This window comes from Pseudomonas sp. W22_MBD1_FP4, from assembly GCF_052113765.1.
Classification (GTDB): Bacteria; Pseudomonadota; Gammaproteobacteria; order Pseudomonadales; family Pseudomonadaceae; genus Aquipseudomonas; species Aquipseudomonas sivasensis.
Genome location: NZ_JBGQOI010000016.1, coordinates 38,423 through 52,598, shown reverse-complemented (window position 1 = coordinate 52,598; position 14,176 = coordinate 38,423). Strand labels below are relative to the sequence as shown.

The following is a 14,176-nucleotide window of genomic DNA, read 5'->3' as shown; positions in this document are numbered from 1 at the left end:
TAACCGCCTGAGGCTGCCAGATGATCGCTGAAGTCAATGAAACTCCATCCTCCCCCAACGTCCGATTAGCCTGCGTCGAGATAAATCGCTTTCGTCGGCTGGGAGCAGTACAGGTCAAAATTGATCCCAAGACCACTATTCTGGTCGGAGCCAACAACAGCGGAAAGACCTCAATCCTACAAGCCTTACGGAAATTCCTCGCAGATAGCCCGGCTTTCGGAGCGTTTGACCTGAGCATAGATCAGTGGTCAAAGCTCCGTAAGCTCGGTGAGGCTTGGGAAGCACTCGATGAAGCCCCTGCCCCAGGTGAAGCTAACCCAACGGTCTGGGATCAGTATCGCCAAGAACTTCTCGGGACCATGCCAACGCTAGACCTTTGGTTCAATGTCTTACCTGGTGCATATCATATCGTGTGCCCCTTCCTGCCCTCACTCCAGTGGGCTGGTGGACCTGTTGGTATTCGTCTGCGGCTAGAGCCCGCGGCCAACATTGATGACTTACAGAAAATCGCTTGGCGTTATCGTGAGGCCCGTCAGCCAGTCCGCACCCTGGATGTAGCTGCGAGGCCATGGCCAACCGACTTGTTAGATTACTGGCTGCGCCATCCCAGCGATCTGAGCCGTGTGGCCTTGTACAGATTGGACCCGGCCAAAGGCCCCTTGTCAGAGAATCCTACAGGCAAACCGCAGGAACTCTCCTCCAATGCAATACCGATAGATCGAGTGCATCTCGCTCCATTGATTAAAGTTGACTTCATTGCTGCGCAGCGAGGGCTCGGCTCAGAGGAGGCTGATAGCCGGCCTGGCTCCGATCCACACCGAGTTGGCCTATTCTCAAACCAGATGCTGCGATATGCTCGCCGACACCTCAGCAACTCTGCTCCCCGCACAGACCATCACCCGGAACTAGTCTTAGCAGTTGCTAAGGCTCAGGCGGAACTCGATGAAAAAATTCGGATCGCCCTAGAGCCGTCGATCAAGGATGTCAGGAAGCTGGGTTACCCAGGGCTTCACGACCCACAGGAAATTCACTTCCGCACTCGAATCCAAACGGCAGATCTTCTTGATCACGGCACAGCTGTTCAGTACCGTCTAGATGGTCAACCCAATGAGTTCCTTCCCGAACATGCGATCGGTCTCGGTTACCAAAATCTCCAGTCCCTCAGCTATCAACTTGTGTCCTTCCGTGAAAACCGGCTGAATCCAGAAAAAGGGGCACCTGCAGCGGTGCACCTAGTACTCATAGAGGAACCAGAAGCCCACCTGCATGTGCAGGTTCAACGAATCTTCCCCAAAAGAGCTCTTGAGCTGATCACGCCCAAACAAGGTACTGACGTTCACCTATCCAGCCAGATTCTGCTCAGCACCCATGCAAGCCATATGGCCCATGCAGGGAGCTTCACTCGGTTGCGCTATGTTCGTCGTGTGCAGGCCGCTAACCCCGGTGAAATGCCCAGTGCCGAGGTAATCAGCTTGGCGGATGTCTTTGGCGACGACCACAGTACGCGCACGTTTGCGGAGAGATATTTCCAAGTACAACACACCGACTTGCTATTTGCAGATGCTGCAATCTTCGTAGAGGGGACAGCTGAGCGGATGCTAGTACCCTTCTTCATCGAGCGAGACCATAAGGAGCTAAGCAGTCGTTACCTATCCTTCCTTGAAGTCGGCGGCAGTCATGCCCATAGGCTAAAACCACTCGTGGAGCGACTGGGAATCCCAACAGTGGTGATCACTGACATTGATCCTGTCAGTGAAGCAAAAAGCGCAAAGGGCAGAGTGATCTGGGTCGCTACGGCGATCTCCGACTCAGCAAAGCTATTGTCTGGGAATGACACCCTCACTAAATGGCACCCTCAGCTCGCGAGCTTCTCGGATTATGCCCAACTCGATCAGGATAAGAAGGTTTGGACTTGCCCCAAGGGGAGTCGTACCCTTTTCGCCTGGCAGGTGCCAGTCCCAGCCGGCGGACCTTGGCCAAGCTCTTTCGAAGACTCCTTCATTCTCAACAATCTCGACTGGTTCAAATCCAAAAGCGATGAGAAGGGTTCCCTTGGAAGAGCTGCTCGCGAAGCAGAGCAGCACTCCGATCCCAAGGTACTGAATGAGGAGCTTCACAAAATGCTCCGCGGCTCGTTCAATAAAGGTGACTTCGCTGCAACGCTGTTTGAACACCTGTCTTTGGGGGCACAGCTCACGTGCCCGAGCTACATTGCCGATGCACTTGTATGGCTCGAATCGGAGTTGACCCCCACTCCACCAGGAGAGCAACCATGACTCTCAGGGAGGGAAATGATCGTGACGCGGGAGTCGTCGAGGAGATCACTGGCTATCTGACCTCAGCACCACCTCGTAGTTTTTTCCTGTTCGCCGGCGCCGGTTCCGGCAAAACACGAACACTTGTTGAGACCCTGCGCCGCCTTACTGGTGTGGAGCCACACGATTCTGGAGCTCAGTTCGCAGCTCGACTTCAATCTCGTGGGCAGTCTATTCGCATCATCACCTACACCAGAAATGCGGTTGCCGTGATTAATGGCCGGCTTGGAGAAAACGATCTTACGAAAGTGTCCACCATTCACGGTTTCTGCTGGGATCTGATTGCTGGATTCGACGACGATATTCGAGATTCATTGTTAAGCATTAATACTCAGAATCTTGAGGAGGCAAAACAGACTGCCGCAGGACGAGTAAGGGGACCGACAGCCAAGGATGAGCGCACGATCCAGGAGCTTCAGGATAAAGCAGAAGCTATCAAAACCATTCCCCGGTTTATCTACCATCCCGACCGTAACACTTACGGCGAAGGAGCCCTGCAGCATTCGCAGGTCCTCTCCATAACGGAGTGGCTGCTTGCGGAGCGTCCAACTCTAAGACGAGTCTTGGCGGATCGGCATCCTGTGATTCTCATCGACGAGTCCCAAGACACCATGAAAGGGATGCTTGGTGCGCTAATGAAAGTAGCTGAAGAAGCTCCAACAAGGCTCGCTCTAGGGTTCCTCGGCGATCACCGTCAACGCATTTATGCTGACGGTCACCAAGACTTGCCCAGCTTGATTCCCGATGCATGGGCCCGCCCTGCCTTGCAGATGAATCACCGCAGCCAGAAGAGGATCGTGGACCTGATCAACCACATCTGGGAAACCGAAATGGATGGCCGGACACAACCGGCGACCGGTGTTAGACAGCATCCGCGAACAGAAAAAACTGCTGGAACAGTACGCATTTTTGTTGGCGACACAAACCTGTCCGCTGGCGAGAAGATTCGAGGTGAGGCTCTATGCGCTCAGGAAATGGCCGCAGCCTCACACCATCACGAATGGTGTAGCCCGCGCCAGGGTTATCAGGTACTAGCTCTTGAGCACAAGCTTGCTGCCCGCCGGGGTAACTTTCTTGATATCTTCGATGCGCTGATGCTCATAGACCCCGACTCCACTCGCCCCCAAGGAAGCGGCGAAAGCACCGGCCCTGCGGCGGTGCAGGTACTGCTGCGCGAAACCATGGCGCTGGCAGCTTGCTTCGATGGCCAACATGATGTCGATGAGTTCTCCGTCATTGAGGTGCTGCATCGATTTGATCGACTACGCAATCTATCAACGGACATCGAGATCCAAAAGGAACAGCTTGCAACGTTGAACGGCGCTGTTAAAGAGTTTGCAACCTTATGCGCCAAACCCGAGTCCACGGTAAGAGAAATTCTTGATCCAATCATCCGCGCTGAACTGTTCAAGTTAGATGATCGCCTTGCAGCGGCCTTTGGAGACACTGAACCACCTCCGGAAGCACCTGGCCGCCGCGTTACCGAGCCCTCAGAAGACCGAAAAAGACGTGGCTGGCATTCTCTGTTCAAGGCCCGCTGGCATGAAGTTGGACGATACCGGAACTACTTGGAAGGACAGTCCAATCTTTCTACTCATCAGGTAGTGAAAGGCTCCGAGTTTGAGCACGTACTAGTGGTCATGGATGACCAAGAGGCCGGTGGCTTCTTGTTCTCTTATGACAGGCTCTTCGGAGCGGAGCGCTTGAGTGATACGGACCTAAGCAACGTAGAGAAGAATAAGGAGACGTCCATTGATCGCACTTTGCGCTTGCTTTACGTCACCTGCAGCCGAGCACGAGAAAGCCTCGCGCTAGTGCTCTGGTCATCAAGTCCTGAGCAGGCGCTTAAGAAAATCAAGGCTGGAGGTTGGTTCGCGGAATCGGAGGTCAAGACAGTTCCTGCTGATCGTTCAGAGGACAGGACGGCAGGACTAGGAACTGTGGAACGGACGACGCGATCGTCTGTCCTTCATCACTCTTTTTCCGAGCCTGATCGCCAAGGCCTGAGTTATGAACAGGTCTGGCGCGAGCATGATCAAGGGCTGATCAAGTGTTGGGAAAATGGCCGCAGCCTCGCCCGTAAAGACCCTGATTTAGCTGAGCGTTGCAAAGCAGGGGCTCTGCCTATTCTCAACTGGAAAGGTGGCGTCTCCCGAGCCCTAAAGAATATGGAGAAGTTCGGATCGCTGAAGTATCTGGTCCAATGGCAAGGATTACGCGGCGATGACTTGCACATTGATCTGAATGCAGAACTCTCGCTTACCTGCTCCGTAACCGGAATGATTGTAACTTTCACTCCAGACTTGACCAAGCTAGCCAATCAAAAAAGCAGTGACGATGGAGAGTCGGCAGAAATTTTAGTTGATTTACTAAAACGATAGAACGCGAGCGAGAGGGGACGACCTCGCAAGCACTGTCGCTGGCTATTGGCGGACAGCCATGGCATGCATCGGTGACGCTGCCTCCGCAGGGTTATTCATTTTTCCGATCACTCGCACTGCTAAGCCCTTGGCCCAAACGTTGAAATTGTCGGATACTGCCATTGCGCCATCACCCATTTTTCAAGGTTGAAATGACTCATGGCAAGGAAGAAGGCAAAAAGCTCCAGTGGCACCGGCATCCTGATTATTTTTGCACTAGCCTTCAGTGCAGTCGCTGCGATCCCGAAGAGTGCTTGGATCGCCATTGGTGTCATAGCTTGCATCGGCGCGATTCTATGGCTGCTGGTTCATCGCGCAAAGCGACAGCGCGATCCAATCCCAACGTCAGCTTCAGAAGCAACTCAGCTGCAGGAGCCAAAACGTACAGGCCTAACGTTCTCTATGCGTGAGGTTTCGACGAGCAATATGGAAGTTGAAGAAAGTCCCGAGTTTTATACCGTCCAACTCGGCTCGCGCCCCTCCACCTCCTTTAAAATTCCAGATGCAGGCTCACAGAGGTCTGATGCCCGCTGGGTGCCGGCAGGCGAGTCTGTCACTGTTTCTGGCTTTTCGCTTCCCGGCGGTATGTTCTATATCGGGAGTACGCTTGGTGGCCGATACGACGCGCAAGAGCCCTCACTGATCAACCCAAAACTCCGGATTGCCAAGACATACGTCGATATTGAAGAGCAACTGATGTCTTACTGGCCAAGTTTTCATTCCATTACACCGGAGGCTCGGCGCGGATACCTTCAATGGCTTGCAGGTGGGCGTAATGATCCACTGGCGGACACCGGCTACGTCTTTTTGTTTTTCTATGGACTGGAGCGCCGGGTACTCGCTGGTAGCATAGAGAGTCCCAAGGTAATTGCTGAGACTCCTTTGATAGTCAAAGAAGTCCAGCGCCTATTGAGTATTTATGGGGAAACCCGGTCGTTCAGGGGATATGCGGGCGGCTTACTGGACTACCCGGAAAACACTGCTGTTGACCCAAATCTCTATCTTGGTCAGCCTCCCGAAGCTGCTGCTTTAAGCTACGAAATGCCACTGCCGCTGCGCATAGGTTTGGGGCAACACGCCTCCAACAAGCGTCCACTGGATGCAGACTTGGCGTTGGCATGGGCGCTAGCCGACCCCAACATCGGTAAACGCACCCCGGTGACACGCTGTAAAGAAGTCTTCTCAACACTGTTCAAGCTCAAATACGCAAGCTTCCATCCTGCGGGTCTGATCCTATCGGTAAGCGCGTACGCAAAGAATGGGGGAACCCTATGAATGGGAGTTGCCCCTTCCCTGTGCTGGCTATAGTTTGAAACGCGAAACGACACTACGCAGCTCCCCTGCCAGTAGCGTGAGCTCCTCCGCAGTCACAGCGTTGTCCTCTATGCCCTCCATCAGCGCAACGCTCCCGTTACGAATCTCGGTCACATTGCGATTGATATCCTCCGAGACGGCGTGCTGCTGAACCGCCGCGCTGGCTATCTGGGTGTTCATTCCCACGATTTGCTCAACGCCGTCATTGATTGCATCCAGGCTAGTCGAGGCCTGATCAGCGGATTCGATGCATTCCTGAGCGCGCAGTTTGCCCGCTTTCATTTGCTCGACGGCATCGCCTGTCGCCAGTTGCAGCTCCAGGATAATCCGGCGGATCTCTTCGGTTGAGTTTTGTGTGCGCGAGGCCAGAGTTCTGACCTCGTCGGCGACCACCGCGAATCCTCGACCCTGCTCACCGGCACGGGCCGCCTCAATGGCCGCGTTCAACGCCAGCAGGTTCGTTTGATCAGCAATGTTACGGATCACCTCAATAACGCCGCCGATCTGCTGGCTGTGTTGCGCAAGCGCCGAAACCTTTTGCGCACTGCGCTCTACCTCATCGGCCAAGGCTTCAATAGTCACGCGGGTTTCCTGCATCTTCGCAAGGCCGGTGTTGGAGGACTGGCTGGCGTGCCCAGCGGCATGGGCAGCACCCTCGGTGTTCTGCGCCACGTCCGCAACGCTGGTGGTCATCTCGTTGATAGCCGTAGCGACTTGTTCGGTTTCGCTTTGCTGGGCGCTCATCGCCCGTTTAGCCAGGTCAATCGACACCCCAATGCGCTCCGCCGCATCGGAGACAGATTGTGAACTGCGCTCGACATGGGCAAGCGAGGAGCCAAAGGCTTGCACCATATGGTTAAGGCCGTTGCCCACGTCGGCCATTTCATCTTTGCCGCGCACTTGAACTCGCACGCTCAGGTCGCCCTGAGCAATGAGTTGGGTGGCAATCAAAACATCGTTGATCGTGCGACGCATGGCGCTGTAGATGCCGCTGAACACATACACCAGCAACAGGCCAAGAACGACAAACATGCCAAGAATGAATAGTCGTTCCGACGTTTTTTCCTGAACTCGGCGTTCAAGCGCATTCAAAAGTGCGTCTTGCAGCGTGTCTTGCGCTTTGTACAACTGAGCCACCACCGCATTGCCCTTGGCCGGCAAGTTCTGAACGCCGGTGATGGTGTCGCTTGGTGCGTCAATCAATACTTCGAGGTCAGCACGGAAACTGTCCAGGCTCACAAAAGCACTGGTGATCGGTGCCTGAATACTATCGGCGAGGGCAGGTTCTCTGCGACGCAACAGGGCGAGGCTTTGTTGAAGTTCTTTGTGGATGAGTAACTCATTTTTGAGCATCGATTTGATAACGCTACGCCCCCCCGCACTCAACGTTTGCCCGTCATGTAGCCCGCTGGCCAGCCCGCGCAATTGCCCGACGATATTGATTTGTCGTGGCAGCCTCAAGGTGCTCTGATCGATCATGAACAACGATGCGTAATCTTCATCCAGCACCATGCCCGACGTGGCCGATACGTAGTACACGAAGTTCAACGTCTCGGTGAGCTGATCGTTCCAGTGGTCGAAGATGGCGCTCTGGTCTGCATCCGCTTTCGCCAGCTCAATCAAACGCTGCGCCCCAGAGTGCAGACGCTGCACTCGATCACCGGTTTCCAGCTGTGTGTTGAGTTGTCGGTCGGTTCCAGCCAGTTTCGAAAACGCGTCCTCCAGCTTCGTCTGGTTGGCCGATAGATCGGCTTGAGCGGTTCTATCACCGCTGAGAAAGCGGTTCGTCAACGCGCGTTGCAACATTGATAAGCGCAGTACAGGTGTGACGTCCAACAGATAGCGCTGGCCCAATTGTTCCGAGCGAATAACCTCAAGGCTCTGGTTTATCTGATGGATGACGCGCGTACCGAGTAGAACCAGAGGGATGAAGACAATGATTGCGAGCACACCGAATTTCGTGGGGAAGCGTAATCGGTTAGCCAGGTGCACGGCAGGAGCAAGGATATTCATAGAGTTCTCACAGCCCGGATCGGGATGGTTTGTAGTTAATGTGTAGTTGAGAACACTCCGTTTTCTCGAATGCCTGGCTCTGTCTGGCTCATTCGGCTAATCACGTTTTATGTACTTAACGTTCAGACATCCTGTCGGCATTGAGATTGAGAACTTTATGAAAAGTTGTACATATATTTATTTTTGTACAACTTAGGAACGCTTTGAAAGCAGTGATGTCTCCGAGCCATCAGTGCTTCAAGGGAGTCTCGTATGGGAAGCGCTGAGGTCGCTACCGGATTGATCTGTGCTGGAGGTCATTTGTCTCTCATCTATACCCCAGCAGCGACGCAAGGTCGGCGAGCCAACCGGTGGAATTCTGCTTTGCGCACCTGGAAATACAGGAGCAGTGGTTAGCTGGGAAATGAAGTGGGCAGCTCGATACTGCGGGGATGGAACCTGTAGCCACAACGCGGGCAGGTTGGATTCGGCAAGTGCGGGGTGCTGGAACAGCAACGAACAACAACCACACTGTTCTCAGACAATCAAATCATGTGGATTGTTGGCAGAGGCATGATGAAGCATCTGGCTCATGCCAGCCATTCGCATCGGCTGGCTTTTGTCGCGGGTAAGGCTGATCCCCTGACTGTTCAGAGGACCGGCGAAGATCATCAGCATGGCGAACAGACTTAGCCATGCTCCGATCAGGTGGCTGTTACGCATCATCCGCGCACTTGAGGATTACACCTTGCCTTCGACACAGCGGCTCACAGCTTTCCGATAGCCCAGTAGCGAATCCAGGATGATAAAGCCCAGGAGACTGACGCCCAGTACGGGCAGCGCAAAGCCAATCGACAGTGCTGCCAGGATCAAGGCCCATTGCGCGCCCGGAGTCAATGAGCGCCAGAGGTTCAAGAGCGTTGCCTGCTGATTGCGCGCCAAAGAAAGCGTTGGACGACGTCGCCACCACATTACATAACCCATGACAACCATGACCGCCAGGCCACTGGCGAAGACCACCAGCACCAATTGATTGGCCAGACCAAACAACACGCCCATGTGAGCATCAATGCCCCAGCGGGTGAGCTTGGCGGGCAACGAGTATTCTGAAAACCTTACGTGGTCGACCACTTCCAGTGTTTGCGGGTCGATCGACACGGCATCCACTTGCGTCGGCCAATTGCGATCTATCTCGCTGACAACCCAAGCCTTGTCACTACTAGTAGATGGCCTGATTTCAACCTTGGCAGCATCGATATGCGCGCCACGCGCGCTGGCCAGAATACTGTCGAACAAAGCAGCGTCCACCATGGATGCCTGTGCCATTGGTGCCATGTGTATATGATGCTCGGCGTGCTCGCCCACGGGCATCGGCATCGCCGCCGACTTGCCCAATGAGGTGGCCACACTCGGGGTTGACCAGCCATAGTAGGCACGCAACACGCCGATGTTATCGCCGGCGTACTGTGACCACGTCAAACCGGTGGCCGAGAAAAAAAGCAGCCCCAGCAGCAGCCATACTCCGGTAGTGGCATGCCAGCGGCGCACATTGCCGCGCTCACGGCTCTGCCGACGACGGCGAACTGCCCACAGCACCAGACCACCAAGTGCAGCTACCCACAACCATGAAGCCGCCAACTCGCTGTAAATCCTGCCGATATCCCCCAGCAAAAGACCTCGATGAAACTGATCGATCCAGGTGCGTAACGGTAGCACACCACTAGTACCGTAAACCTTCATGTCCCCGCGAATTTCGCCACTCACCGGATCCACGAACAGCGCCCGATGCTCTGACGGGCCAAAGCCCGGATCGCTGAACATAACTCGAGTGGTATCCCCTTCCCGCGGGGCCGGGCGAACCGCTGCCACGCTTAGGCCTGGACCCGCCGATGCCTGTGCGCGTTGAATCTGAGCCTGCAAGCTCATAGCGGAGCCACGGCTGTCTGTGTGCAGGGCATGTGCGTAGAGCGAATCTTCGATCTGAGGGGTCAGTGCATAGACGACACCACTCAAGGTCGCGACCAGCATGAAGGGACCGACGAATACGCCGATGTAAAAATGGAGCCGCTTCAGAAAGGCGGCAAACGCCATGGACGGCTTTGGCTCCGGGCTTGAAGATGATGCAGACATAGGGACTCACCAACGTGTAAACGCGGCCGACCGGGATCACATCCCAGAAGACTATAAATTCAGTATTGGATGCTCTTGCGAGCGATACTCAAAGTTCCACGAAAGGCGTTAAGGGGCCTGTGGATTGAGTGCCGGGAGCGTGTGCCTTGATAACTTCCCGTGCCAGAGGCCAGGCAACACAAAACGGGGGCTGCGGGTCCGGATCAGCCAGCCCAGTGCAACGAAAAAAATCATTGCAAGCGTCAGTGTTCCGGCAAACGAACAGTCTCCCGACTGCGCCTTCATGCTTCCTGACGCGCCCATTTTTTTTGAAGATCCGTCCATGGGCATGTGCATCTCGTGATCACCTGCATGATGGCCTCGATGCATGTCCGACATCCCAAGGCCGTCGTGGGAACCTGAGGCCACAGCGTTACCGGTAAAAGCGGCCATCATCTGACCGTGACCGATACTGCACGCAAGACCATTGAACAAGATAACTGCGTACAGTATCCAGGCGATGGGCGAGCAGTGGGTTCGGAATACATTCATGGCGAGTAATTTAGCATCTCTAACTGTGTCAAAACACAGCTGTGTGATGACCCGTATGAGAGTGGCAGCAAACCAACCAAAGATCTTCCGGCCCCAGCGACTGCTCGAGCTGGAAGTCGGTACTGCGCCGTCTGGCGCCGTACTTTTTTCGAACACACCAGAAAGTCTTTTTCAGAGTTTCCTTAGCTTGTAACCGGGTCCCGGCGGTCAAAGCGGCTTACGGCGAAAAGCCGGCTACTATAAAAAATCCCCTATTGGAGCTCCCAGTTCCTCTACGCTTACTTCACGCATGCGGAACTTCTGCACCTTGCCGCTGACGGTCATCGGAAAATCGTCAACGAACTTGAAATGGCGCGGCGTCTTGAAGTGAGCGATCCGGCCTTTGCAGTACTCGCGCAACTCGTCGGCGCTTACCTGGTGCCCCTCATGCAACCTGAGCCAAGCTACAATCTCTTCTCCGTAGACTTTGTCCGGCACACCGATGACCTGCACGTCTGCCACCGAAGGATGAGTAAAGAAGAACTCTTCGATTTCGCGTGGATAAACATTCTCGCCGCCCCGAATGATCATGTCCTTATTGCGCCCGATGATCTTCAGGTAACCCTTCTCATCCATGATTGCCAAGTCGCCGGTGTGCATCCAGCGTGCGTTGTCGATGGCCTCCGCGGTTGCTTGCGGGTTGTTCCAGTAGCCGAGCATCACGCTGTAGCCTCGGGTACACAGTTCGCCGATCTGACCGCGAGGAACGATTCGGTTTTGCTCATCGACGACCTTGCTTTCCAAATGGGGCTGAGTGCGGCCGACACTGCTGACTCGGTGCTCAATATCGTCGTCCGGGCCGGTCTGTGCGGAGACCGGACTGGTTTCGGTCATTCCGTAAGCGATCTGTATCTCCTTGAGGTGCAGGTCGTCGATCACCCGCCTCATGACTTCGATCGGGCAGGTGGAGCCGGCCATGATGCCCGTTCGTAGATGGCTCAAGTCCAATGACTGCCGCTCCGGGTGGTCTAGCATCGCAATGAACATCGTCGGCACGCCATACATGCCGGTCGCTTTCTCCTGTGCAGCGGCCCGCAAGGTCTCCAGGGGATCGAAGGCGGCACTGGGGTAGATCATTGTCGTTCCGTGAGTGACACAACCCAGATTGCCCATGACCATGCCGAAGCAGTGATACAGCGGCACAGGTATCACTAACCTGTCGCGCTCGCTGAGCTTCAGGCTTTCACCGACCATAAAACCGTTATTCAAGATGTTGTAGTGACTGAGGGTGGCGCCTTTGGGAAATCCAGTGGTGCCCGAGGTGTACTGGATGTTGACGGGGTCGTCGAACTGCAGTTGCTCACCGCATTGCCGCAGTTGTTGCGGATCCACTCTTTGCGCCAGGTCCAACAGGCCCTCCCATGACAACATACCGTCAGCCGGCGTGTCGCCAAGGCTGATTACGCCCCGCAACTCAGGCAATCGGCCGCTTTCAAGTGCGCCGATAGCGCAGTGGTGGAGTTCGGGCAGCAGTTCGTGAAGCATCGCGTGATAGTTGGAAGTCTTGAACGAGTCGGCACAAATCAGCCAGCGACACCCCGATTGCTTGAGCGTGTACTCAAGCTCGGTCAGACGGTAAGCCGGGTTGATGTTCACCAATACCGCTCCCACCTTGGCGGTTGCGAACTGGGAGACGCACCATTGCGCGCAGTTCGGCGACCAGATGCCTACCCGTTCACCGGCCTTGAGGCCCAGCGCGAGCAATCCTCGGGCGCAACAATCCACCTCCTCGGCCAACTGTGCCCAGGTGTAGCGCAGCCCTTGATGCCGTACGACCAAAGCTTCGCGATCGGTGAACAGTTCCACCGCTCGGTCGAACGCCGCGCCAATGGTCATCGCCAGCAAGGGTGTGGTTTGCAGTCCACTGGTGTAACTGGGAACACTCATATCGATTCTCTCTGTACGATCCAGATGTGGGCCGGGGGGTTACCCCGCAGGGCCCTTGTTGAATGGCTGTCCCTCTTTGTGTTTAGCGAGTGAATATTTGCGCCGTGGTAATCGCCATGTCACCACCGGGCAATTTGATGTTGCCGACCTGCTTCAAACTGTCGGCATCGAACACTGCTACGTCGTTGAAGGTACCCGCCAGGTAAACCTTGCTGCCGGCCTTGTTGAACGAAATGCAGTAGTAGGAATGATCCAGCGTGGCGGCCTGAAGCATTTTTTTCTGCTTGATGTCGTACTTGGCCAGCCGGTTGAGCACGCCGAACATCAGGTTCGGGTCCTTGGGCGAGCGCATGCCACTGAAATAGATTTCCGTCAGGGGGCCGAAGTCGGTGGTTTCAGTCTTGCCGGTTTTCAGGTCAATGCTGAACAGCCCATAGAGGTACTCGGCGGTGGCCGGGTCCTGCTTCTTATCCTTGAATTTCGCAGCGGTGTAGAGCAGCGAAAAATCATGACGGTAGGTCTGCTGGTTCCACACATAGAGCACATCCGGTGCGCTGTAATTGGCACGTTTCCAATGACGACTGGGGATCAGCACGTCGAACTTGCCGGTGTTCACGTTGACCTTGTAAACATCCGCTCCCGCCACATACAACGTGCCATCGTCACCGCTTTGCATGATGGTCAGCTGCCGCGGCGCCGGGAAACTGCGCACGGGTTTAGCGTCCATGCCGGCATCGGTGGCGTACACATCAAGCCGGGGTTGCTGCACCTCGTAACGATCGTTGAGCATCAACGTCGGGTTGGCGATGGCAAACAATTCCTTGCCGTCATGGCTGAGGGTAAAGGCAAACATCGACTTCGCTTTTTCCCCCGGTTTCTGGGTAATGCTGGCGTGGAAGACCTGTTTGCAGTTGTCGAGCTCAACGCCGTAGACATCCGCGTAATGGTTGTTCAGCACGTAGGCGGTCTTGCGATCCGGCGACAGCTGCACGGTGCCAGGACCGAAGGCGCCCGGCATTTTGCAGGTCTTGAACAAGCTGTCGGTTGCCAGGTCGATCACGTGCAGGTTGTTCGGATAATTGGTGGTCACCATGTACTCGTGACCGCTTTGCAGCGCAGTGTTTTCATCGGCCAGAACATTGAGCGATAGAGCGCTCAGGACACCGAACGCGGCCAAGCCGCAGGCTTTGATGCATTGCATGCTGGAATCCTTTTTTTGTCCAATCACTTGTCTTTTGGAAAGACAGTGCCGAGGTTGCGCCAGTTTTCGTTGGACGCCTGGGCATCCTTGTTCCAGTCCGGGTAGGTGCTCATCATGTCCGGCACCTGGGCCGGCCACCAGCATGGGTCGGAGCATCCATACAGGTCGGCTTCCATCGGTTGGCACAGCGACGACACGCCGCCAAACGCGTCGATTTCCCAACCTGGGTCGGTGGTCGAGGCGCAGCCGGCGACGGAACTCATCGCCACCACTTCTTCGATACGGTTTTCGGCCGCGGCCTGATCTAGCTTCTGGGCTTTGTTGTTGATTGCCTTGAGATGTTTCAT

At 55.2% G+C, this 14,176-nt stretch carries 8 protein-coding genes and 2 pseudogenes; 4 read left to right on the top strand and 6 right to left on the bottom strand.

Features of this window, described 5'->3' with window-relative positions; translation table 11 throughout:
- The first annotated feature begins 20 nt into the window (after positions 1-20).
- From ACEN2T_RS20235 to ACEN2T_RS20220, 4 genes and pseudogenes are all read left to right on the top strand, one after another.
- On the top strand, positions 21-2,276 hold the full coding sequence (locus ACEN2T_RS20235) for an AAA family ATPase (protein ID WP_442117386.1): 2,256 nt from the start codon (positions 21-23) through the stop codon (positions 2,274-2,276).
- Positions 2,228-3,013, top strand: a pseudogene (locus ACEN2T_RS20230) (UvrD-helicase domain-containing protein); the annotation flags it as partial. The gene ACEN2T_RS20235 and the pseudogene ACEN2T_RS20230, both read left to right, overlap by 49 nt.
- A gap of 1,242 nt (positions 3,014-4,255) precedes the next feature.
- Positions 4,256-4,696: a hypothetical protein gene (locus ACEN2T_RS20225; protein WP_442117450.1), complete on the top strand. Its 441-nt coding sequence runs from the start codon at positions 4,256-4,258 to the stop codon at positions 4,694-4,696.
- A gap of 198 nt (positions 4,697-4,894) precedes the next feature.
- Entirely contained in the window at positions 4,895-6,010 is a 1,116-nt protein-coding gene (locus ACEN2T_RS20220; protein ID WP_442117385.1) for a TerB N-terminal domain-containing protein, read from the top strand.
- A 27-nt stretch (positions 6,011-6,037) separates the two neighbouring features.
- On the opposite strand, the gene ACEN2T_RS20215 is transcribed toward ACEN2T_RS20220, so the two are convergent.
- The 6 genes and pseudogenes from ACEN2T_RS20215 to qhpC form a co-directional block, all read right to left on the bottom strand.
- The gene (locus ACEN2T_RS20215; protein ID WP_442117384.1) at positions 6,038-8,062 is read right to left on the bottom strand and encodes a methyl-accepting chemotaxis protein; all 2,025 of its coding nucleotides are present in this window, start codon (positions 8,060-8,062) and stop codon (positions 6,038-6,040) included.
- A 237-nt stretch (positions 8,063-8,299) separates the two neighbouring features.
- Positions 8,300-8,764: pseudogene (locus tag ACEN2T_RS20210) on the bottom strand (DUF2946 domain-containing protein).
- 18 nt (positions 8,765-8,782) lie between these two features.
- A complete protein-coding gene (locus ACEN2T_RS20205; protein ID WP_442117383.1) occupies positions 8,783-10,171 on the bottom strand; it encodes a PepSY-associated TM helix domain-containing protein in 1,389 nt (462 codons plus the stop codon).
- Between the two features lie 768 nt (positions 10,172-10,939).
- On the bottom strand, positions 10,940-12,628 hold the full coding sequence (locus ACEN2T_RS20200) for an AMP-binding protein (protein ID WP_442117382.1): 1,689 nt from the start codon (positions 12,626-12,628) through the stop codon (positions 10,940-10,942).
- An 82-nt stretch (positions 12,629-12,710) separates the two neighbouring features.
- A complete protein-coding gene (gene peaD / locus ACEN2T_RS20195; protein ID WP_442117381.1) occupies positions 12,711-13,829 on the bottom strand; it encodes a quinohemoprotein amine dehydrogenase subunit beta in 1,119 nt (372 codons plus the stop codon).
- Between the two features lie 23 nt (positions 13,830-13,852).
- Positions 13,853-14,176: a quinohemoprotein amine dehydrogenase subunit gamma gene (gene qhpC, locus ACEN2T_RS20190; RefSeq protein WP_007933151.1), complete on the bottom strand. Its 324-nt coding sequence runs from the start codon at positions 14,174-14,176 to the stop codon at positions 13,853-13,855.

Coding starts and splice junctions, on each gene's coding strand:
- ACEN2T_RS20235 (WP_442117386.1), top strand. CDS start 21: ATGATCGCTGAAGTCAATGAAACTCCATCCTCCCCCAACGTCCGATTA.
- ACEN2T_RS20200 (WP_442117382.1), bottom strand. CDS start 12,628: ATGAGTGTTCCCAGTTACACCAGTGGACTGCAAACCACACCCTTGCTG.
- ACEN2T_RS20205 (WP_442117383.1), bottom strand. CDS start 10,171: ATGTCTGCATCATCTTCAAGCCCGGAGCCAAAGCCGTCCATGGCGTTT.
- ACEN2T_RS20220 (WP_442117385.1), top strand. CDS start 4,895: ATGGCAAGGAAGAAGGCAAAAAGCTCCAGTGGCACCGGCATCCTGATT.
- ACEN2T_RS20215 (WP_442117384.1), bottom strand. CDS start 8,062: ATGAATATCCTTGCTCCTGCCGTGCACCTGGCTAACCGATTACGCTTC.
- peaD (WP_442117381.1), bottom strand. CDS start 13,829: ATGCAATGCATCAAAGCCTGCGGCTTGGCCGCGTTCGGTGTCCTGAGC.
- qhpC (WP_007933151.1), bottom strand. CDS start 14,176: ATGAAACATCTCAAGGCAATCAACAACAAAGCCCAGAAGCTAGATCAG.